This window comes from Serratia sp. N21D137 (assembly GCF_047530005.1).
Lineage (GTDB): Bacteria > Pseudomonadota > Gammaproteobacteria > Enterobacterales > Enterobacteriaceae > Chania > Chania fonticola_B.
Genome location: NZ_JBLJAJ010000001.1, coordinates 71099 through 92226, shown reverse-complemented (window position 1 = coordinate 92226; position 21128 = coordinate 71099). Strand labels below are relative to the sequence as shown.

17 protein-coding genes are annotated in these 21128 nt (G+C 57.1%); 8 read left to right on the top strand and 9 right to left on the bottom strand.

What is annotated here, in order from left to right; genetic code table 11:
* Positions 1–27 precede the first annotated feature (27 nt).
* The 3 genes from panD to panB all read right to left on the bottom strand — a co-directional run bounded on the left by panD (position 28) and on the right by panB (position 2270).
* A complete protein-coding gene (gene panD / locus ACMV5H_RS00430) occupies positions 28–408 on the bottom strand; it encodes an aspartate 1-decarboxylase (RefSeq protein WP_024484346.1) in 381 nt (126 codons plus the stop codon).
* Positions 409–544: 136 nt separating this feature from the next.
* Positions 545–1399, bottom strand: a complete 855-nt coding sequence (panC, locus tag ACMV5H_RS00425; protein ID WP_024484347.1) for a pantoate--beta-alanine ligase — start codon at positions 1397–1399, stop codon at positions 545–547.
* 76 nt (positions 1400–1475) lie between these two features.
* On the bottom strand, positions 1476–2270 hold the full coding sequence (gene panB, locus ACMV5H_RS00420; RefSeq protein ID WP_021806252.1) for a 3-methyl-2-oxobutanoate hydroxymethyltransferase: 795 nt from the start codon (positions 2268–2270) through the stop codon (positions 1476–1478).
* A 162-nt stretch (positions 2271–2432) separates the two neighbouring features.
* Here panB and qseB point away from each other — a divergent pair, with 162 nt between their 5' ends.
* Together qseB and qseC are read left to right on the top strand one after the other, a co-directional pair.
* A complete protein-coding gene (gene qseB / locus ACMV5H_RS00415) occupies positions 2433–3095 on the top strand; it encodes a quorum sensing response regulator transcription factor QseB (RefSeq protein ID WP_115159305.1) in 663 nt (220 codons plus the stop codon).
* A complete protein-coding gene (gene qseC, locus ACMV5H_RS00410) occupies positions 3092–4477 on the top strand; it encodes a quorum sensing histidine kinase QseC (RefSeq protein WP_115159304.1) in 1386 nt (461 codons plus the stop codon). Before qseB ends, qseC begins: the two co-directional genes overlap by 4 nt.
* Here the strand turns inward: qseC and folK are convergent.
* The 6 genes from folK to thpR form a co-directional block, all read right to left on the bottom strand.
* Complete coding sequence (folK, locus tag ACMV5H_RS00405) at positions 4462–4956, bottom strand: 2-amino-4-hydroxy-6-hydroxymethyldihydropteridine diphosphokinase (protein ID WP_021179739.1); 495 nt, start codon at positions 4954–4956, stop codon at positions 4462–4464. The genes qseC and folK overlap by 16 nt on opposite strands.
* Positions 4956–6272 carry a polynucleotide adenylyltransferase PcnB gene (gene pcnB / locus ACMV5H_RS00400; protein ID WP_021806249.1) on the bottom strand — a complete coding sequence of 439 codons (1317 nt, stop codon included), beginning with the start codon at positions 6270–6272 and terminating at the stop codon, positions 4956–4958. Before pcnB ends, folK begins: the two co-directional genes overlap by 1 nt.
* Before the next feature lie 293 nt (positions 6273–6565).
* Complete coding sequence (gene gluQRS, locus ACMV5H_RS00395; protein WP_094981455.1) at positions 6566–7477, bottom strand: tRNA glutamyl-Q(34) synthetase GluQRS; 912 nt, start codon at positions 7475–7477, stop codon at positions 6566–6568.
* Between the two features lie 73 nt (positions 7478–7550).
* Positions 7551–8006: an RNA polymerase-binding protein DksA gene (gene dksA / locus ACMV5H_RS00390; RefSeq protein WP_021179742.1), complete on the bottom strand. Its 456-nt coding sequence runs from the start codon at positions 8004–8006 to the stop codon at positions 7551–7553.
* Between the two features lie 207 nt (positions 8007–8213).
* Positions 8214–8921 carry a DNA/RNA nuclease SfsA gene (gene sfsA / locus ACMV5H_RS00385; protein ID WP_021806247.1) on the bottom strand — a complete coding sequence of 236 codons (708 nt, stop codon included), beginning with the start codon at positions 8919–8921 and terminating at the stop codon, positions 8214–8216.
* Positions 8918–9460 (bottom strand): RNA 2',3'-cyclic phosphodiesterase, encoded by a 543-nt coding sequence (gene thpR / locus ACMV5H_RS00380; RefSeq protein ID WP_094981457.1) that lies wholly within the window; start codon positions 9458–9460, stop codon positions 8918–8920. Before thpR ends, sfsA begins: the two co-directional genes overlap by 4 nt.
* A 67-nt stretch (positions 9461–9527) precedes the next feature.
* On the opposite strand from thpR, the gene hrpB reads away from it, so the two are divergent.
* The 6 genes from hrpB to fhuB all read left to right on the top strand — a co-directional run bounded on the left by hrpB (position 9528) and on the right by fhuB (position 20893).
* Positions 9528–11978, top strand: a complete 2451-nt coding sequence (hrpB, locus tag ACMV5H_RS00375) for an ATP-dependent helicase HrpB (protein WP_414821364.1) — start codon at positions 9528–9530, stop codon at positions 11976–11978.
* A 220-nt stretch (positions 11979–12198) separates the two neighbouring features.
* Positions 12199–14700, top strand: coding sequence for a bifunctional glycosyl transferase/transpeptidase (gene mrcB / locus ACMV5H_RS00370; RefSeq protein ID WP_021179746.1), 2502 nt, complete (start codon positions 12199–12201; stop codon positions 14698–14700).
* A gap of 256 nt (positions 14701–14956) precedes the next feature.
* Positions 14957–17158, top strand: coding sequence for a ferrichrome porin FhuA (gene fhuA, locus ACMV5H_RS00365; protein ID WP_115159302.1), 2202 nt, complete (start codon positions 14957–14959; stop codon positions 17156–17158).
* Positions 17159–17205: 47 nt separating this feature from the next.
* The gene (gene fhuC, locus ACMV5H_RS00360) at positions 17206–18003 is read left to right on the top strand and encodes a Fe3+-hydroxamate ABC transporter ATP-binding protein FhuC (protein ID WP_021806242.1); all 798 of its coding nucleotides are present in this window, start codon (positions 17206–17208) and stop codon (positions 18001–18003) included.
* Positions 18003–18908: a Fe(3+)-hydroxamate ABC transporter substrate-binding protein FhuD gene (gene fhuD, locus ACMV5H_RS00355; protein WP_414821287.1), complete on the top strand. Its 906-nt coding sequence runs from the start codon at positions 18003–18005 to the stop codon at positions 18906–18908. The genes fhuC and fhuD overlap by 1 nt, the downstream gene beginning before the upstream one ends.
* Positions 18905–20893, top strand: a complete 1989-nt coding sequence (gene fhuB / locus ACMV5H_RS00350; protein WP_414821286.1) for a Fe(3+)-hydroxamate ABC transporter permease FhuB — start codon at positions 18905–18907, stop codon at positions 20891–20893. The genes fhuD and fhuB overlap by 4 nt, the downstream gene beginning before the upstream one ends.
* Positions 20894–21128 lie beyond the last annotated feature (235 nt).

The window sequence follows — 21128 nt, the reverse complement described above, 5'->3', positions numbered from 1 at the left end:
AGACGGGCGCTTAAAGCGCCCGATTTTTTAGGCAACCTGAACGGGGACGGCTTTCGCCTTGCGTTGCAAGTGGTTGTCACCTTCGAAGTAGGCGACTTTAGGGTGGTGTTGGCGGGCATCGGCATCGCTCATCTGCACGTAAGAACAGATGATCAGTTTGTCACCCACGCAGGCACAGCGGGCGGCCGCACCGTTGACCGAAATAATGCGCGAACCGCGTTCGGCGGCGATGGCATAGGTGGAGAAACGTTGGCCGTTATCCACGTTGTAAATATCGATCGCTTCATATTCCAGGATCCCGGCGGCTTCCAGAAAATCCTGGTCAATGGCGCAGGAGCCTTCGTAGTGCAAGTCAGCCTGAGTCACTTTTACCCGATGCAGCTTGCCTTGCAACATAGTACGTATCATAGCGTTACCTAACTGAATATCGGCCTTTTCAGGCGGCTGAAGAAGAACTGCTTCCTTGCACTATTTTTCGTCACCGAAAACCCGGCCAGTCTACCGCCAACCGGGTAAAAACGGCAACGACTGTACAATAAAGGGCTTACTGCGTCAGATCGACCTGCTGATTATCGATCAGGCGGGCTTTGCCCAACCAGGCGGCCATCAGCACTACGGCACGGCGGCTTTCTACGCCCAGCGGTTGCAGCGTGTCTGCATCGCGAATAAACAGCTCGTCTGGGGTGAAACCTGCTGCGCGCAGCTTTTCGGCCGTCTGCGCCAGCAACTCTTCGATGTGGCGTTCGCCGTTGCCGAGTTGTTCTGCCAGGGCGTTCATGATTTTGCTCAACTGTGGCGCGATCTTGCGTTCTTCTGCGGTGAGATAGCCGTTGCGGGAGCTTAGCGCCAGCCCGTCTTTAGCTCGCACCGTCGGCACGCCAACGATATCAATGTCATAGCCCATATCCGCCACCATCTTGCGGATCAACGCCAACTGCTGATAATCCTTCTCGCCAAAGCAGGCCAGATCCGGCTGGATCAGATTGAACAGTTTGCTGACGATGGTGGAGACACCGCGGAAGTGGCCCGGACGGCTGGCGCCTTCCAACATGGTGGAGATCACCGGTACGTCAACGCTGGTATGTTCTTCCAGCCCTTTGGGGTAAATTTCGGCCGGGGCAGGGGCGAAGATCAGCTCGACATTACGGCGATTGAGCTTTTCACAGTCTTCCTGCAAGGTGCGCGGATAGCGCTCCAGATCGTCTGCACGTTCGAACTGCAGCGGGTTAACGAAAATGCTCACTACTACCACGTCGGCACGGGCGCGGGCTTCTTCCACCAGCGTCATATGGCCTTCATGCAGATTGCCCATGGTGGGCACCAGCGCAACGCGTTTGCCCTCTTGCCGCCAGCGGCGGATCTGTTGGCGCAGCAGTGGCAGGGTTTCGATAATTACCATTCCATAACTCCTCGGTGCCCCCTCGGTGTGAAGTACCGAGGGATAAGCTAGTTAGCTATCAATCGTGGCCGGTCACTCAGTTGAACGAGTGCGCTTCGTCGGGATAAATACCTTGCTCGACTTCCCGAATATACAGCTGCACGGCGCCGCGAATATCGCCGCCCTGCGCCAGAAAGTTTTTGGCAAATTTAGGGGTATGGCCGCCGGTGATCCCCAAGGCGTCATGCATTACCAGGATCTGGCCATCGGTAGCATTGCCGGCACCAATACCGATCACCGGGATCGACAAGGCTTCAGTAACCTGGCGGGCCAGTTCGGTCGGTACGCACTCCAGCACCAGCAACTGCATACCGGCCAGCTCCAGATTCTGGGCGTCGATCAGCAGTTGCTTGGCCGCCAACTCGTCGCGCCCCTGTACCTTGTAGCCGCCAAATACATTGACGGATTGCGGCGTGAGGCCAAGATGGCCGCAGACGGGGACGGCGCGCTCCGTGAGCATTTTCACCGTTTCGCAGAGCCAACTGCCGCCTTCTATTTTGACCATGTTGGCCCCAGCGCGCATCACCTCGGCCGCGCTTTGGCAGGCAAGCTCAGGCGTGGCGTAACTCATGAAAGGCAGGTCGGCCAACAGCAGGCTGGCTGGTGCCCCACGGCGTACCGCGCGGGTATGGTAAGCCACGTCGGCCACGGTTACCGGCAGCGTTGAGTCATGCCCTTGCAGCGTCATCCCCAGCGAGTCGCCGACCAGCAATACTTTAATACCTTGTTCTTCAAACAGCTGGGCAAAGCTGGCATCGTAGGCGGTAATAGTCGCAAACTTGCGCTGCTCCTGCTTCCACTGGCGTAAATGGCTCAGGGTGGTAGGTTTCATCACAACGTCTCCTGCAGTAACCGCGCGGCCTGGATTTGTAGCACGGTGGTAAAAAGTGTTGTCATTCTACTGTAACCCTTCAGGGGTGGGTAGCTCCGATGCTGATGGTTAAGATGTTCTTAAGAAGCTTATGATGTAATGGTCTGTCCAAAGGGAGAGCACATGAGAATTCTGTTGATTGAAGACGATAAACTGATCGGTGATGGCATCAAGGCGGGCTTGACCAAGCTGGGATTTACCCTCGACTGGTTCACTGATGGCATCGTCGGTAAGAACGCCCTGGACAGTGCACCTTATGATGCGGTGATCCTCGATCTCAGCTTGCCGGGATTGGACGGGTTGGATTTGCTGCGCCAGTGGCGTCAGGCCGGGCAGGATGTGCCGGTACTGATCCTGACCGCGCGTGACGCGTTGGAACAGCGTGTCAACGGGTTGCAGAGCGGAGCCGATGACTATCTGTGCAAGCCGTTTGCCCTGACGGAGGTTGCCGCGCGTTTACAGGCGTTGATCCGCCGCCGCCATGGGCAACTGACGCCTCAACTGGTCCACGGCAAGCTGGTGTTTGATGCCTCATCCCGCAGCGTGAGCTGCAACGGTGAGCCCGTGACGCTGACCCCGCGCGAACTGGCGGTGCTGGAACTGTTTCTGCACAACAAGGGGCGCGTGCTGGCACGGCCGCTGATCCAGGAAAAACTGTATAACTGGGATGATGATGTGAGCAGTAACGCGGTTGAGGTTCACATCCATCATCTGCGGCGCAAGCTGGGTAACGGCTTTATCCGCACCGTACATGGCGTGGGTTACACGCTGGGGGATGAGCCGTGAAATCATTGAGTTTGCGGTTGCGGTTGATCCTGATCTTCAGCCTGCTGGCATTGCTGACCTGGTGTTCCGCCAGCGTGGTGGCGTGGATGATGACGCGCCACAATATCAACGAAGTGTTCGACACCCAACAGATGCTGTTTGCCAAACGGCTGGCGACCGCCGATCTGGGGGATTTGCTGGCTAATCAGCAAGTGCGCAGCCTGCCAAAAACCAAGAAGATGCTGAACCACGGCAAACGTGGTGAGCAGGACGATGATGCGTTGGCGTTCGCTATCTTTTCCCACGATGGGCGCATGCTGCTCAACGACGGTGAAAATGGTGAGGATTTCCTGTTTGACGGCGATCGGCAAGGGTTTGTCGATGGCCAACGCAAAGGAGATAGCGACAGCTGGCGCTTGCTATGGCTCACCAGCCCGGATGGACGCTACCGCATTGTGGTCGGCCAGGAATGGGATTATCGGCAGGATATGGCGTTGGGATTGGTGATGGGGCAGCTGCTGCCCTGGCTGGTGACGTTGCCGATCCTGATGTTGTTGATCGCCCTGATGGTTGGCCGCGAGCTAAGACCGTTACGTGAGGTGGCCGCCAGCCTGCGTAAACGAGCCCCAGACGACGCTACGCCGCTGAATGCACACCAGGTACCCAGTGAGGTGCGTCCGCTGGTGGAAGCGCTGAATACGCTGTTTACGCGCATTAATAGCCTGCTGGTGCGTGAGCGGCGGTTTACTTCGGATGCAGCCCATGAGTTGCGTAGCCCATTGGCGGCATTGCGGGTGCAGACCGAGGTGGTGCAACTGGCGGGCGACGATGTGCCCATGCGTGAACATGCGGTGAATAACCTGACGGTGGGTATCGATCGAGCCACGCGCCTGGTGGATCAACTGCTCACCTTATCCCGGCTGGACTCGCTCGCCGATTTGCACGGTCTGGCCTTGGTCGACTGGAGCCAACTGGTGCCGATGACCTTGGCGGAGCTGGATCGACAGGCTCATACCTCCGGGATCACGCTGTGTTACCAGCAGCAGGGCGAACCTCCCGCATTATCCGGCCAGTCGCTGCTGTTATCGCTGTTGGTGCGCAATCTGGTAGACAATGCGGTACGTTACACTCCGGCCGGTGGCACGGTCACGGTCACGCTCAGCCAGCGGCAACTGACGGTAGAGGACGACGGCCCTGGCGTCACGGCTGAGCATCTGGAAAGACTGGGTGAGCGCTTTTATCGCCCACCGGGGCAGGAACAGGTGGGAAGCGGACTGGGCTTGTCTATTGTGCAGCGTATTGCCAGCCTGCATGGATTACGTATCAGCTTTGCCAATCGGCAGGAGGGTGGGTTTATCGCGACGTTAACCTTGTCTGGGGGCGGTATTCAAGCCTTGGGCTGATGCCACAGCGTCATGCCGTTTTTTGGCACACGTTGCAGGCACTCCGCCAGGGTTTCACCGTCTGGGAAAACCAGGTCCGGAGCGATATCCGCCAACGGGTAGAGCATAAATTCACGTTGTTTCAGGCCGTAATGGGGCACGGTGAGACGCTCGGTGTCGATCACCAGATCGCCGTACAGCATCATATCCAGATCCAGCGTACGAGGGCCCCAGCGCTCATCTTTGCGCACTCGGCCCTGATTACGTTCTATCGCCTGGGTGTGATCGAGCAGCTGTTCCGGTGGCAACTGAGTATCCAGTGCCACCACCGCGTTGAGATAATCCGGCTGGTTCTGTGGCCCCAGCGGTTTGGTGCGGTACAGCGGTGAGCAAACGATCAGGCGGGTGCGTGGAATATGCTCCAACGCCTCCAGCGCGGTATTCACCTGTTGCAAAGGTTGCGCCAGATTGCTACCCAGCGCGATATAAACGCGGATCATTATGCTCCTTCGTTATTCGGAGTCCTGCGGCGTGGGCGGCGCTGACGAGCCCGACGCGGTGCCGGATCTTCGCCTAGCGTGCTCAACATGTTTTTCTGGCGGGCCGCGGTGGCCACCTGGAACTCATCCCACCATTCGGCAAGACGCAGCATCTCCGGGTTGTTTTCCACTTCGGCACGCAGTGCCAGCAAATCATACGCCGCACGGAATTTAGGGTGTTCCATCAGCTTGTGTGCACGCTTGCCCTGGCGACGGGACAGGCGTAACTGCAGTTGCCAGATGTCACGTACCAGTGTAGTGATTCGTTTGGGGATTGCCAGTGAACGGCACTCTTCGTCCAGCACATCGTTCATGGCCAGGGCAAAGGCGTCGTAATAGGCCAGGCCGCTTTCCTGCGCCAGTTTCTGTGCGTGCTCCAGCAGTGGGTACCACAGCATGGCGGCAAACAGGAACGCCGGGTTGACGCGCTTGTCGTTTTGCAGGCGGTGATCGGTATTTTTCAATACCTGCTCCAGAATGCGCTCCATCGGCGTGTCGTGATTTGGCGTGAAGTTGCGCGCAATCAACGGGAACAGCGGCTGGAACAGCTGATATTCACACAGCTTCAGGTAGGTCTGGTAGCCGTAACCCGTTTGCAGCAGCTTCAGCGCCTCTTCAAACAGGCGAGCCGGTGGGATTTCGTGCAGCAGGGAGGCCAGGCGTGGGATAGGCTCGGCGGTTTCTTCGCTGATGGTCATATCCAGCTTGGCGGCAAAGCGCACCGCGCGCAGCATGCGCACAGGATCTTCGCGGTAGCGGGTTTCCGGATCGCCGATCAGGCGTATCACGCCCTGTTGCAGATCGCGCAGGCCCCCAACGTAATCACGCAGGGCAAAGTCGGCTACGCCGTAATACAGGCTGTTGATGGTAAAATCGCGGCGCTGGGCATCGTCTTCGATGGTGCCGAAGATGTTATCGCGCAGCAGCATGCCGTTCTGGGCCTGCTGGGAAGAGTTCTTGTCAGATTCCTGACTCTGCTCGTGGTGGCCACGGAAGGTGGCGACTTCGATGATTTCCGGCCCGAACATCACGTGCGCCAGCCTGAAACGGCGGCCTACCAGGCGGCAGTTGCGGAACAACTTGCGCACCTGCTCTGGGGTGGCGTTGGTGGTGATGTCGAAATCTTTCGGCTTTTTGCCGAGCAACAGATCGCGTACACCGCCGCCGACCAGATAGGCTTCATAGCCGGATTTATTCAGACGATACAGCACCTTCAGCGCATTTTCGCTGATATCTTTGCGCGAGATCGCATGTTGATCGCGGGGGATAACGGTCATTGAGCGCGTTCCCTCTGCGGCTACAAATGGCGGGCGTTTACGCGGCGCTGGACGGCGGGCAGGTGTCTCCCTGCCGCTCTCGGTAGAGCGCGGTGGCGTTGTGGCTAACGGTTCTGCAGGCGCGCTTTCTTCGCGGACTTGGTTTTTATCGCTGGCCGGCGCATCTTCGCGGGTCAACTTGTCATCGCGGATTAGTACCTTACGGCAGAAATTGGCTACTCGGGTAAAAATGGTACACCTCGATAGTGACGGATAAAAATGGCGCTAACAAAAAAATAGCGGCTAATCATAGCTTACCCCAGCTGTTTTGAGAATGCCGTTGTGTTTTCACACGGCGGGATCGCTGGCTGACGTGGCACATTTGCCAACTGCCAATGCTCAACCGCCCAGCTCAATAATAATGGCAGATCAAGATCTTGCCAGTTTTCCGGCAGCGGTTGACGCAGAAATTTCAGGGCAGCAACCAGGACCGGCCGCGGATCGCCAGTGGGCAGGGCGGGGGCATGATTTTGCTTCGACAGTTTAATGCCGTTGTTCCCCAGCGCCAGCGGCAAATGCACATAGGCGGGAACCGGTGCCTGCAATTGCTGATACAGCGCAATCTGGCGCACCGTGGGTTCGATCAGATCGGCACCGCGGACGATTTCGGTCACGCCTTGAAAATGATCGTCGATCACCACCGCCAGATTGTAGGCAAACAGGCCATCGCGGCGGCGGATGATGAAATCTTCCTGTGCCAGCGCCGGATCGGCCCGTAGCTCGCCCTGCAACCGATCGTGGAAGGCATATACCGGGTTTGATTGACGTAAGCGGATTGCGGCACCCTGCGGGCCAAGCCGTAACTGGCGGCAATGGCCATCGTACAAACCGCCAATCTGCTGGATGCGGCTGCGGGTACAGGTGCAGTAATAGCTGAGATCCTGGCGTTGCAGCCAATCAAGAGTTGCGCGGTAAGCTTCAGAGCGTTGGGATTGATAGATGACCTGGCCGTCCCAGTGGAGACCATAGTGTTCAAGTGCGGATAAGATACGCCCGGCAGCTCCGGCGACTTCGCGCGGAGGGTCGATATCTTCAATACGTACCAGCCATTGCCCGCGTTGAGCACGAGCCTGGAGGTAGCTTCCCAGAGCGGCAATCAGCGAACCGAAATGCAGATCCCCGGAAGGCGATGGGGCAAAGCGCCCCACATAGTGACTTGCTAGCATATCTGAAGGGATTGCTTCCCTTAACTCTGTGCGGCGCGCGCTATTGGCACGCGCCGCAGGAGGTAACAACTGCTTAGCCGGCCATCTGCTTTTCGCGGATTTCGGCCAACGTCTTGCAGTCGATGCACAAATCGGCAGTCGGACGCGCTTCAAGGCGACGAATGCCAATCTCCACGCCGCAAGACTCGCAGAAGCCGAAATCATCGTCTTCTACTTTCTTCAGCGTTTTCTCGATCTTTTTGATCAGTTTGCGCTCGCGGTCACGGTTACGCAGTTCGAGGCTGAACTCTTCTTCCTGAGTGGCACGGTCTGCCGGATCGGGGAAGTTGGCTGCCTCTTCTTGCATATGCGACACGGTACGGTCGACTTCGTCCCTGAGTTGGTTGCGCCATGCTTCAAGGATGCGCCTGAAATGCGTCAACTGGGCGTCGTTCATGTACTCTTCGCCCGGTTTCTCTTGATACGGCTCCACCCCAGCGATGGCGAGAATGCTCAAGGACGAGGTTTTACGGGTTTGCCCTTCTTGCATATTGCTTCTCCTACATACACACGCACTATACCCTTTAATGCTAGTAGGGTATGTCGAATCCCCAATACGGGGGAAAAACAGGCCGCTATAAATAACAGAAGGGAAGAGGGATGGCAATTATTCCTGTCGCCTGCTTGACAATGGTGTGAAGGAAGGCGTATTTGGCGAAGCAATATCCGGTTGTCGATTTATTTGTGCCCGGCACCGCTAGCCAATAAAAAACGGTAACTTAGCGCTTAGCGAGATACCGTCAGGTGATAATTTTGCCCCGTAACAAACAACTTCCACTCCCAACTGCTGAACCTGCGCTAGTAGCACCGCATAATGCTCATCTATATGATTTGCTGGGGTGACCCGATCGATGCCGCTGTGTAACACGGCAAAGAACAGCACCGCCCGCTGCCCTTGTTCAACCACGTTTTGCAACTCACGCAGATGCTTCTGCCCTCTCAGCGTTACGGCATCGGGGAAGTAGCCCTGTTGATGTTGCAATAGCGTGACTGACTTCACTTCAATATAGCAGTCAACCCGATTTTCTGCCTGTAATAACAAATCGATACGGCTGTTTTCGCCGCCATATTTCACTTCGCCGGTGATTTTACTGTAACCGGATAATTCACTGATTATATTCTGCTCAATGGCTTCACGAACCAGAGTGTTGGCCCGCAGGGTGTTGACGCAGATCCAGTCGCCAGCCTGGGTATGCGTCAGCTCCCAACTGTGGGCATATTTGCGTTTGGCATTGTCCGAAGTGGAGTACCAAACGGTGTCTCCTGGCGTAGCACAACCGGTCATGGCGCCGGTGTTGGCGCAGTGCAGGGTAAAGGTTTCACCTTCGGGGGTGATCACATCGGCCAGAAAACGTTTGTAGCGCTTGATGAGCGTGGCCGGTTTTAGCGGTGGGTCAAAAATCATGATTTATCCTGTGGGCCGAGTGGCCACTGCGCTAATTCGTGATAGCGGGTGCGGCCTTGTTCAAACGACGATTGGTAGAGTGAGAAATGGCTGGCGTTGAACAGCCAACCCGGCGTGCCAGGAGGAATAGCGACCGGCTGGGTCGCGGCGCGTAATAACGTGATATGGGGATGAAACGGCATCGGGCTTTGATAACAGCCGCTGCGAGCCGCTTGCGAACGCAGCAATTCCGCCAACTGTAACAGCGCGCGTGGGGGGCGTTTGCTGCCCAACCATACCACTCCGGGGCGCGGCCAGTGACCAAGATCGTCCAGATTGAGGCTAAAACCCGCCTGTGTGATACGCCCGGCCTGCGTTTTTAGTGCCTGTTCTTTCTGTGCGCTAACTTCGCCGAGAAAGGCCAGCGTCAGATGCAGATTGGCGGCGGCCACCGGGCGGCCATCTTCGGGTTTGAATGCTTCGGCCCGCCAGCGGATCACCTGCTGCTGCAAGGCATCGGGTAGCGACAAGGCGAAGAACAGGCGGCGCGAGCTGGACATGGAACCCCGGTAAATGAATGAAATGCTGAGCCTAATGCTACAATGTGCGCTGTCCATTAACTACCCCATGGAGAGTTTTGTGTCCTCACTGCCCGTCAGCGCGGTTCTTGATGAGCTGCTTGCCGCACTGCAATCTGCCCCGCAGGTGTTGTTGCATGCCCCCACCGGTGCTGGGAAATCCACCTGGCTGCCGTTGCAGATCCTGGCAAAAGCCGGGTTGCCGGGGCGTATCATCATGCTGGAGCCACGGCGGCTGGCGGCAAAAAACGTCGCGTATCGCTTGGCGCAACAGCTGGCTGAAGAACCGGGCCAGACCGTGGGCTATCGCATGCGTGCCGAGAGCAAAAGCGGGCCACAGACAAGGCTGGAGGTGGTGACCGAGGGCATTCTCACCCGCATGTTGCAGCAGGACGCCGAACTGCAGGGTGTCTCGCTGATTATTCTTGATGAATTCCATGAGCGCAGTTTACAGGCCGATCTGGCCTTGGCCCTGCTGCTGGATGTGCAACAGGGCCTGCGTGACGATCTGAAACTGCTGATCATGTCGGCGACGCTGGATAATGCGCGGCTGTCGCAACTGCTGCCGCAAGCGCCGGTGGTGGTGTCGGAAGGGCGCAGCTACCCGGTTGAACGGCAGTACCAGCCATTACCTAGTCACCAACGGCTGGAGGATGGCGTTGCCTCGGCGGTGAAGCGCCTGTTGGCTGAGCAATCAGGTTCGCTGTTGTTATTCTTACCCGGCGTGGCGGAGATTAATCGCGTGCAGGAACGGCTCATTGGCGAAGTGCCAGCGGATACCGATCTCTGCCCGCTGTATGGCGCATTGCCGTTGGCACAGCAGCAAAAGGCGATCCAACCGGCGCAGCACGGGCGGCGCAAAGTGGTGTTGGCGACCAATATTGCGGAAACCAGCTTGACCATTGAAGGCATCCGCCTGGTCGTCGACAGCGGGCTGGAGCGCGTAGCGCGTTATGACGTCCGTAATGGCCTGACGCGATTGGTTACCCAGCGCATCAGCCAGGCTTCGATGATCCAACGCGCCGGGCGTGCTGGGCGTTTGGAACCTGGAATTTGCTGGCATCTGTTTGCCAAAGAGCAGGCGGAGCGCGCTGCAGAACATGCTGAAGCGGAGATCCTGCAAAGCGATCTGGCCAGCTTCTGGCTGGAGCTGTTGCAATGGGGCTGTGTGGATGTGGATCAACTTACCTGGCTCGATCGGCCACCGTTGGCCGCATTAGCCGCCGCTCGCCGTTTATTGCATACACTGGCAGCTATCGATGACGGCGAGAAGCTCACAACCATTGGTCGCCAAATGGCCGGGTTGGGGTGTGAACCCAGACTGGCGGCTATGCTGTGTGCCGGTGCCAAGATGGGACCCGATGGATTAGCCACGGCGGCGATGTTGGCCGCTTTGCTGGAGGAACCGCCACGCAGCGGGCAGATGGATATCGGTTATTGGCTAAGCCGTCCACAGCCGCATTGGCAACGCCGGGCGGCGCAACTGAGTAAGCGCTTACCGCAGAAAAGTGGGCAGACTGATGCCGATCTGGCCGCTCCTCTGTTAGCGCAGGCTTTTGCCGATCGTATCGCCCAACGGCGTGGGCAGGATGGACGCTATCTGTTGGCCAATGGTTTGGGCGCAGCGATGGCTCAGGATGAAGCGCTCTCCAGGGCTCCCTGGTTGATTATTCCCAGCCTGTTGCAAGGCCATAACAGCCCGGATGCCCGTATCCTGCTGGCGTTACCGATTGAAATTGATGCGTTGGTCGCTCGGTTGCCCGAGATTGTCAGCAGCCAGACCGCCGTCGAGTGGGATGAAGAAAAGGGCACCCTGCGGGCCTGGAAGCGCCAACAGATTGGCCGCTTAACGCTGCGGGCTCAGCCGCTGACCAAACCGGCGGAAGAGGAACTGCAACAGGCACTGATAAATTGGGTCCGCGCCCAGGGATTGGCGGTACTTAATTGGGACACCGCTGCCGAACAATTGCGCCTGCGTTTACACTGTGCCCAACGTTGGTTGCCAGAGGCCGACTGGCCGCCGGTAGATGACGATACGTTGCTCGACACCCTGGACAGCTGGTTGCTACCGTCATTGAGCGGCGTACGCGATCTGCGTGGATTAAAGCAGGTCAATATCGCTGAAGCCTTGGCCCGCCGGTTAAACTGGCAGCAAAAGCAACGGCTGGATAATGCCCTGCCAACTCATTATGCTGTGCCGACCGGTAGCCGCTTGCCGATCCGCTACGATGCCGATAAACCGCCGGTATTGGCAGTGCGTTTACAGGAGATGTTTGGCGAACAGCGTAGCCCAATGTTGGCTGAGGGTCGCATCCCGGTGGTGCTTGAGTTACTCTCTCCGGCGCACCGGCCATTGCAGATCACCGGCGATCTGGCTGGCTTCTGGCAAGGGGCGTACCGCGAGGTGCAGAAGGAGATGAAGGGGCGCTATCCCAAGCACGTATGGCCAGACGATCCGGCCAATACCGCCCCCACCAGGCGCACCAAGAAATACCAGTAACGAATTCAGATGTTTCTTCTGTTCAGCCCGACAGCATAGGCACAGATTAAGCGACAAAATAACGGACCCGTCGTCTTTCAAGCTGCAGCGTTGTTACCTGCACTATCTCACCCCAGTCACTTACCCAAAAGTAAGCTCCTGGGGATGAGATAGTTTGTCGCCTAGCCGCAGCTTGAAATCCATAGGGTATAAATTGCAGCAAGCGTGGAGAAGAACCGCAATGGCTGGGGATGACCGCGAGCCCATCGGGCGCAAAGGCAAACAACCAAAACGTAATCAGCCGCGTAAAGCGGCGCGTCGTCACCGTGACGACGATTATGAAGAAGACGAGTATCAGGATGAGTATGACGATGATGAGTACGATGACGACGAAGAGGAACAACGCATGCCGCCCAAGGTAAAAGCGAAGTCGCCGCGTAAAAAGCGCCGTTGGCTCGGCTTGCTGATAAAACTGTTCCTGGTGATTGCGGTGCTGCTGGCGATCTACGGTGTTTATCTGGATTCCCAGATCCGTAGCCGCATTGATGGCAAAGTCTGGCAGTTACCGGCGGCGGTGTATGGCCGCATGGTTAACCTTGAGCCGGGCATGCCGTATAGCAAAAAGGAAATGGTCGCCCTGCTGGAGGGGATGCAATATCGCCAGGTCAGCCGTATGACCCGGCCAGGGGAGTTTACCGTGCAGGCCAACAGCATCGAGATGCTGCGCCGCCCGTTTGATTTCCCGGATGGCAAAGAAGGCCAGATCCACGCCCGCCTCGATTTCCAAAACAATAGTCTGGCGAAAATCGTCAACATGGAAAATCAGCGTAACTTTGGCTTCTTCCGCCTCGATCCGCGCCTGATCACCATGCTGCAATCGCCGAATGGCGAGCAACGCCTGTTTGTGCCGCGCTCTGGTTTCCCAGATCTGCTGGTCGACACGCTAATCGCTACCGAAGATCGTCATTTTTACGAGCATGATGGTATCAGCTTCTACTCCATTGGCCGTGCGGTGGTGGCCAACCTGACCGCCGGGCGTGCGGTGCAGGGCGGCAGTACCTTGACTCAGCAACTGGTAAAAAACCTGTTCCTGACCAACGAGCGTTCGCTGTGGCGTAAGCTTAACGAAGCCTATATGGCCTTGCTGGTGGATTACCGTTATAGCAAAGACCGTATTCTGGAGCTGTATCTGAACGAGGTGTATCTCGGCCAGAGCGGCAGCGATCAGATCCGTGGCTTCCCGTTGGCTAGCCTGTACTACTTTGGTCGCCCGGTCGATGAACTGAGTCTGGATCAACAGGCGCTGTTGGTGGGCATGGTGAAAGGGGCCTCGCTGTATAACCCTTGGCGTAACCCAAAGTTGGCGCTGGAGCGCCGTAACCTGGTGCTCAAGCTGTTACAGAACCAGGGCGTGATCGACGCTGAGCTGTATAACATGCTGAGCGCTCGTCCGCTGGGCGTACAGCCGAAAGGTGGGGTGATCTCACCGCAGCCTGCGTTTATGCAGCTGGTGCGTCAGGAGTTGCAGGCCAAGCTGGGTGACAAGGTTAACGATCTTTCCGGCGTGAAGATCTTCACTACGCTGGATCCGGTTTCACAGGATGCGGCCGAGAAGGCGGTGGAAGACGGTATTCCGGCGCTGCGTGCGGCGCGTCATCTGAACGATCTGGAAGCGGCGATGGTGATTGTCGATCGCTTTACCGGAGAGGTTCGTGCCATGGTGGGCGGTGCCGATCCTCAGTTTGCCGGCTTTAACCGTGCGCTGCAGGCGCGCCGTTTGGTAGGGTCACTGGCCAAGCCGCCAACCTATCTGACCGCGCTGTCGGAACCGGATAAGTATCGGCTCAATACCTGGCTGGCGGATCAGCCGTTGTCGATCAAACTGCCGAACGGCAGCTCGTGGCAGCCGAATAACTACGATCGCCAGTTCCGTGGTCGGGTGATGCTGGTGGATGCGTTGGCCAACTCGCTCAACGTGCCAACGGTCAACCTGGGGATGTCGGTGGGGCTGGATCAGATCAGCGCTACCCTGCAAAAACTGGGTATTCCTAAATCGGCGATCACTCCGGTGCCTTCCATGTTGCTGGGGGCCATCGGCCTGACGCCGATGGAAGTGGCACAGGAATACCAGACCATCGCCAGCGGGGGTAACCGTGCGCCGCTGTCTGCCGTGCGTTCGGTGATTGCGGAAGACGGTACAGCGTTGTATCAGAGCTTCCCGCAGGCGGAACGTATGGTGCCAGCGCAGGCGGCTTACCTGACGCTGTATGCTATGCAGCAGGGTGTGGCGCGCGGGACTTCCCGTTCGCTGTCGGTCAAGTTCCCTAATTACAACCTGGCCGCTAAAACCGGTACCACTAACGATCTGCGTGACAGTTGGTTTGCCGGTATCGACGGCAAGGAAGTGGCGATTGCCTGGGTAGGGCGTGACAATAACGGCCCGGCCAAACTGACGGGTGCAAACGGTGCTTTGACGCTGTATCGCCGCTATCTGGAAAACCAGACGCCGCTGGTGCTGAAGCTGCAACAACCGGAAGGCATTAGCCAGATGGGGATTGATTCTGCCGGTAACTTTATCTGTGGTGGCAGCAGTTGGCGCACCATCCCGGTTTGGACTGAAAACCCACAGGGGCTATGCCAGGCAAGCCAGGCCGAGCAGCAACAAACTCAACAGCAGCAAGCCGGCGAACAGAAAGATGCCGACGGCGTTGCTGGCTGGATTAAAGATATGTTTGGCAAATAAACCCCAGCCGTTATGTTAAGCGTATTTATTATTTGATTTTACCTTGTTATCAAGCCCGTAGCGTTCTGTTACGGGCTTTCTTCTGTTTGGCGTTGATTTTATTTCCACTCGGTTAATGCAGTTACCGCACCAATCCCATAGCCTTTTTACGCCCGAAATACGCTTGCAGTTCCATTAGCCTTCTGCATAAAATGCCGCGCTTATAATAATTATTATCGTTCACATTCGTTATCAAACCACATCAGAGAAACCAGACATGCCGACCAAGCGTCATTCCACATCACCAGCCAAATCAGGCTTGTTCCCCGTAAGCGTTTTGGCTGCCACAATCGCGGCTTCGCTAACCTTGCCTGCGGTTGCAGCTCAGACGACGGCTGCCGCGGATGCTGATACTATTACGGTGGTAGGGGGCGGCAGCGGTGGTGCTTCACAGGAAAGCGCTTGGGGCCCAGTTGGCACCATCGTGGCGAAACGCAGCGCGACCGGCACCAAAACGGATACGCCGCTGGTGAAGACCCCTCAATCGGTGTCTGTGGTTACGCGTGAACAAATGGACGTTATGCAGCCTTCCTCGGTGAAAGAAGCGTTAGGCTTCACCCCAGGTGTAATGGTAGGCAGCCGTGGTAGTTCCAACGTCTATGATGCGGTTTATATTCGTGGTTTTGGCTCGGTCAACCAGAATATCTATCTGGACGGCTTGAAGCTGCAAGGCGACTATTTTAACGAAGCGGTAATCGATCCTTATTTCCTGGAGCGGGCCGAAGTGCTGCGCGGGCCTTCTTCCGTGCTTTACGGTAAAAGCAGCCCTGGTGGGATTATTTCGCTGATCAGCAAGCGCCCAACCGCGGAACCGCTGAAAGAAATCCAATTTAAAATGGGGACAGATAATCTGTTCCAGACTGGCTTTGATTTCAGCAATGCGTTGGATGATGACGGCAAGTATTCCTTCCGCCTGACCGGGTTGGCCAAAGACGCAGACGCTCAGCAGGAGATGGCCAAGGAAAAACGCTATACCATTGCGCCTTCATTCAGTTGGCAGCCCGATGAGCATACCAACCTGACGCTGTATTCTTACCTGCAAAACGATCCTAACCTTGGCTACTACGGCTGGTTGCCGATGCAGGGAACGGTGGTCAACGCGCCTTATGGCAAACTGCCAACCAGCTTCAACGAAGGTGAAAAGAGTAACTTCTATTCGCGCCAGACGCGGATGTTTGGTTACAGTTTCTCTCATGATTTCGATGATACCTGGACCGTACGCCAGAACCTGCGTTATATGCAGCTGCACACCAACCAGAACAATATCTATGGTACCGGCGTAAACGCCGACAATACCACTCTGAACCGTAACTATATCGCTTCGGATGAACGCCTGAATAACTTCAGCGTCGATACTCAGGGCCAGGCCAAGTTTGCCACTGGCCGCGTGGATCATACGCTGCTGGCTGGCGTAGACTTTATGCGCATGAGCAATGATATTCAGGGCGGTTGGGGAGTGGCCAGTCCACTGGATCTAGCCAACCCGCAGTTTGGGAATTATACCAAGGGTGCGTTAAATCCAACCAGTAAGGTCAATGGCCAACGGCAGACGGGTATTTACCTGCAGGAACAGGCCGAGTGGAACCAATGGATCCTGACGGCCGGTACGCGTTACGACTGGGCTAAGAGCACCGTCGAAGATCGCACCGAAACGGCAACGGTTCCTTATAGCGAGCAGAAAGACCACCAGTCAACCAATCGTATTGGCCTGAACTATCTGTTCGACAACGGCATCTCGCCGTATGTCAGCTACGCACAATCCTTCGAGCCGAACGTGGGCGCAGGTTATGACGGCAAAGCCTTCGTGCCTTCCAAAGGCGAACAGTATGAAGCTGGCGTGAAGTACATGCCAAAAGATCGCCCCGTCTCTGCCACCATTGCCATCTACCAATTGACCAAGTCAAATAACCTGGTCACGGATGTTGAGCATGCCGATAAAGGTTGGTTCCAACAGCAAACCGGGGAGATCCGCTCTCGCGGCGTAGAGTTGGAAGGCAAAGCGGCGCTGACGGCGAACGTCAACCTGCTGGCGTCCTATACCTATACCGATGCTGAATACACCGAAGACACCACCAACCAGGGCAATACGCCAGCGATCATTCCTAAGCATATGGCCTCGCTGTGGGGGGATTACACCTTCCACGAAACCGCATTGAGTGGCCTGACGCTGGGCGCGGGTGTACGTTATACGGGCTCAACCTATGGTGACGAAGCCAACACCTTCAAAGTGCCGGACTACACCGTGTGGAATACCGTGATCAAATATGATTTGGCGCGCTTCAACCTGCCTGGTTCTTCCGTTGCGCTTAACGTTAACAACCTGTTTGATAAAGAGTATGTCTCTAGCTGTTTCGCCACCTATGGCTGTTTCTGGGGGGCAGAACGTCAAGTGGTCGCCACGGCAACCTTCAGTTTCTAATCGGCTAACGGGAGCGGCCTTTGGTCGCTCCCTGCCAAGCAGGGCCTATGCAGGATAAACACCTTAATCGCGATGCTACGTTCCAGCTCGACCGTGTTAGCTTTGCTGTGCCAGGGCGGGTGTTGTTACAGCCGCTATCATTGGCCTTTCCTCAAGGCAAAGTGTGTGGATTGATTGGGCATAATGGCTCCGGCAAATCCACGTTGCTGAAAATCCTCGGTCGTCACCAAAATCCTACCTCCGGCCAGGCGCTGCTTAACGGGCAACCGCTGGGCCAATGGGACAGCAAAGCTTTTGCTCGTCAAGTGGCCTACCTGCCGCAGCAATTGCCAGCAGCGGAAGGGATGACGGTGCGCGAACTGGTCGCCATCGGGCGCTACCCGTGGCACGGCGCGTTAGGCCGTTTCAAGGTCGGCGATCGCGAGCTGGTAGAAGAGGCGATCGGGCTGGTGGGGCTCAAATCCTTTGCCAACCGCCTGGTAGACAGCCTCTCCGGCGGTGAACGTCAACGGGCCTGGCTGGCGATGATGGTCGCGCAGGATAGCCGTTGTCTATTGCTGGATGAACCGACCTCGGCGTTGGATATTGCCCATCAGGTTGAAGTGCTGGCGTTGATCCAACGCCTGAGCCACGAGCGCGGCTTGACGGTGATTGCAGTGCTGCATGACATCAACATGGCGGCTCGATATTGCGACCATCTGGTGGCGCTACGCGGCGGCGAAATGATTGCCCAAGGGTCATCGCTCGAACTGATGCAAGGGCCGGTGCTGGAACAGATCTACGGCATCCCGATGGGCATATTGCCGCATCCAAGTGGCGGTGCACCAGTGAGCTTCGTTTATTAATGCCTATCTCTGCCGATTTTCATCATGACCCGCTGCGCCGGCGTTTATTAACGGCGATGGCGTTATCGCCTCTGTTGTTTTCTTTACCGTCGCGTGCGACAGGTTTACCCGATATCACCCATATCGCGGCATTGGAGTGGCTACCGGTCGAGCTACTGATCGCACTGGGCGTGATGCCGCAGGCGGTTGCCGATATCCACAACTACAACCTGTGGGTACAAGATCCTCGGTTGCCGGACTCGGTGATCGACGTCGGTCAACGTACCGAACCTAATCTGGAGCTGTTGCAGCAGCTCAAACCTTCTCTGATCCTGCTTTCCAAAGGCTATGGCCCTACGCCACAAAAACTGCAGCCTATCGGCCCGACGATGGAGTTTGGCTTTAACGACGGCAGCGGTAGACCGCTCACCGTGGGCAAAAACTCGTTGCTGCAATTGGCACAGCGGATAGGTCTGGAAGCGCGGGCTACCCAGCATCTGCAACAGTTTGATGCGTTTATGCGAGAGGCGCGTAACCGCCTGGCGGGGTATCGGCAACAGCCGCTGCTGCTGTTTGCTTTGCTCGATCCTCGGCACGTGTTGGTGATCGGCCAGAAGAGCCTGTTTCAGGAAGTGATGGATCAGCTAGGCATCGAGAATGCCTGGCAGGGGGAAACCAACTTCTGGGGGACCTCGGTGGTGGGGATCGAACGTCTGGCGGCAATAAAAAATGCGCGAGCGATTTATCTCGATCACGGTAATCAAGCCATGATGGATAAGGTCAGCAAGACGCCGTTGTGGCAGGCCTTACCGTTTATCCGCCAGGGCCAACTGCGGCAGGTGCCAGCGGTGTGGTTCTACGGCGCCACGCTGTCGGCCATGCGTTTTTGCCGCTTGCTGGAGCAGGCGCAGGAGACTCGCTCATGAGTACACGCCTGCGTATCTTGCCGATAGCGCTGATCCTTTTATTGCTGGCCGCGGCGGGTAGCCTGACGCTCTTCAACCTGTTGCATCAACTGACGTGGAGCCAGTGGTCGCAGGCGTTGGTACAGCCAGATATCGACAATGTCGACCAGATGTTGTTCCACTACAGCCTATTGCCACGTCTGTCAGTGTCGTTGCTGGTGGGGGCCGGACTGGGATTGGTCGGCGTACTGTTCCAGCAGGTATTACGCAATCCTTTGGCGGAACCCGCCACGCTCGGCGTGGCTGCCGGGGCTCAGCTAGGCTTGACGATTGCCACGCTGTTTATGCTGCCTGGGGGCGAATTGACCCGACAGCTGGCGGCGATGGTCGGTGCCATTGTGGTCGGCGGGCTGGTGTTCGGCGTTGCCTGGGGCAAACGGATGTCGCCCGTGACGTTGATTCTGGCCGGTCTGGTACTTGGTCTGTACTGCGGGGCGGTCAATAGCCTGCTGGCGTTGTTCAATTACGATCGGTTGCAAGGCCTGTTCCTGTGGAGCACCGGAGCGCTAAATCAGCAGGATTGGGGGACGGTGCAGTTTATCCTGCCGCGCTTGCTGCTGGTTGCCGTACTGGCCGCGTTATTGATCCGCCCATTAACGCTGTTAGGGCTGGACGACGGTGTGGCACGTAATCTGGGCCTGGGCCTGGCAATGTCGCGCTTTGCCGCGTTGGCGGTGGCGATTGTGTTCAGCGCCATGTTGGTCAATGCGGTCGGCGTGATCGGTTTTATCGGCCTATTTGCCCCGTTGATGGCCAAGATGCTGGGAGCTCGCCGTTTGGTCCACCGCATGATGTTGGCTCCACTATTGGGGGCATTGCTGCTGTGGTTGACCGATCAGGTGATGATCTGGCTGACGTTGGTATGGCGTGAAATCCCGACCGGTGCGGCGACGGCACTGATTGGTGCGCCGTTGCTGCTTTGGTTGTTACCACGCTTACGCAGCAGCGCAACCCCTCCGCCGATGGACTTAGGCGACAAAGTGCCTATCGAACGTGGTAACTTGCCGATATGGATCCTGCTGGGGAGCGTTTTACTATTGGCCGGGATTGCGGTGGCGCTGATGTTTGGGCAAAACCCCCACGGCTGGCACTGGAGCGTAGGCGGTGAATTACAGGCGCTGATGCCTTGGCGCTGGCCACGAGTGGTTTCTGCCCTGGCGGCCGGGATGATGCTGGCGGTAGCCGGAACGCTGATCCAGAAACTGACCGGTAACCCGATGTCCAGCCCGGAAGTGCTGGGGATCAGTTCCGGCGCGGCTTTCGGCGTGGTGATGATGCTGTTTATCGTCCCTGGTGATGCTTTTATGTGGCTGTTACCCGCCGGGAGTCTGGGGGCGGCGGCTACGCTGTTGATCATCATGATTGCGGCTGGGCGCGGCGGATTCTCTACCGAACGCATGCTGTTGGCGGGGATCGCCCTCAGCACCGCCTTTAGCACGACCATTTTCCTGCTGTTGGCCAGTGGTGATCCCCGTATGGGGGGGCTGTTGGTGTGGCTTTCCGGTTCTACCTACTCGGTGGATGCTCCGCAGGCAATACGTACGGCGGCGATTGCTGGCGTGTTGATAGTGTTGGCCCCACTGTGCAGACGTTGGCTGACAATTCTGCCGTTGGGCGGCGCTACAGCACGTTCCGTAGGGATTGCTCTGACGCCGACCAGGCTGAGCATTTTGCTGCTGGCGGCAACGCTGACGGCGATGGCGACGCTAACCGTCGGGCCGCTGAGTTTTATTGGCCTGATGGCACCGCATATGGCCCGCATGTTGGGATTCCGCCGGGCGCTGCCGCAGATGGTGATTGCTGCGCTGCTAGGCGGCCTGCTGATGGTGTTTGCGGACTGGTGTGGCCGGATGGTAATGTTCCCTTACCAAATCCCCGCAGGGCTGCTGGCGACCTTTATTGGCGCACCGTACTTTGTCTATCTGCTGCGTAAGCAAACTTCGTAGATTATCTCGGTTACCACCTTTGCCACCAAGGGCTCAGCATTGCTGGGCCCTTGGTTTTTTCAGGCCGTTACAATGCATTGCGTGGCACTGCGCAAAGTTGAAAGTTAGGGGTAAAACGGCCGCCAGTCGGGCTGGTGAGGTGAATATACTGCGGGTGGGTGCTCTGGATCTTTGTATCTGGAGCCTGAGCGAAAGGTACAAAGAGAAAAGCCCCAGGTCGATAATATCAACCCGA

Bases quoted from the DNA above. Each gene is read 5' to 3' on its own strand.
- fhuC (WP_021806242.1), top strand. From the start codon at position 17,206: ATGCAGGATAAACACCTTAATCGCGATGCTACGTTCCAGCTCGACCGT.
- panC (WP_024484347.1), bottom strand. From the start codon at position 1,399: ATGGTAATTATCGAAACCCTGCCACTGCTGCGCCAACAGATCCGCCGC.
- qseB (WP_115159305.1), top strand. From the start codon at position 2,433: ATGAGAATTCTGTTGATTGAAGACGATAAACTGATCGGTGATGGCATC.
- fhuA (WP_115159302.1), top strand. From the start codon at position 14,957: ATGCCGACCAAGCGTCATTCCACATCACCAGCCAAATCAGGCTTGTTC.
- panD (WP_024484346.1), bottom strand. From the start codon at position 408: ATGATACGTACTATGTTGCAAGGCAAGCTGCATCGGGTAAAAGTGACT.
- thpR (WP_094981457.1), bottom strand. From the start codon at position 9,460: ATGTCCAGCTCGCGCCGCCTGTTCTTCGCCTTGTCGCTACCCGATGCC.
- hrpB (WP_414821364.1), top strand. From the start codon at position 9,528: ATGGAGAGTTTTGTGTCCTCACTGCCCGTCAGCGCGGTTCTTGATGAG.
- folK (WP_021179739.1), bottom strand. From the start codon at position 4,956: ATGATCCGCGTTTATATCGCGCTGGGTAGCAATCTGGCGCAACCTTTG.
- mrcB (WP_021179746.1), top strand. From the start codon at position 12,199: ATGGCTGGGGATGACCGCGAGCCCATCGGGCGCAAAGGCAAACAACCA.
- gluQRS (WP_094981455.1), bottom strand. From the start codon at position 7,477: ATGCTAGCAAGTCACTATGTGGGGCGCTTTGCCCCATCGCCTTCCGGG.
- panB (WP_021806252.1), bottom strand. From the start codon at position 2,270: ATGAAACCTACCACCCTGAGCCATTTACGCCAGTGGAAGCAGGAGCAG.
- pcnB (WP_021806249.1), bottom strand. From the start codon at position 6,272: ATGACCGTTATCCCCCGCGATCAACATGCGATCTCGCGCAAAGATATC.
- fhuD (WP_414821287.1), top strand. From the start codon at position 18,003: ATGCCTATCTCTGCCGATTTTCATCATGACCCGCTGCGCCGGCGTTTA.
- sfsA (WP_021806247.1), bottom strand. From the start codon at position 8,921: ATGATTTTTGACCCACCGCTAAAACCGGCCACGCTCATCAAGCGCTAC.
- dksA (WP_021179742.1), bottom strand. From the start codon at position 8,006: ATGCAAGAAGGGCAAACCCGTAAAACCTCGTCCTTGAGCATTCTCGCC.
- fhuB (WP_414821286.1), top strand. From the start codon at position 18,905: ATGAGTACACGCCTGCGTATCTTGCCGATAGCGCTGATCCTTTTATTG.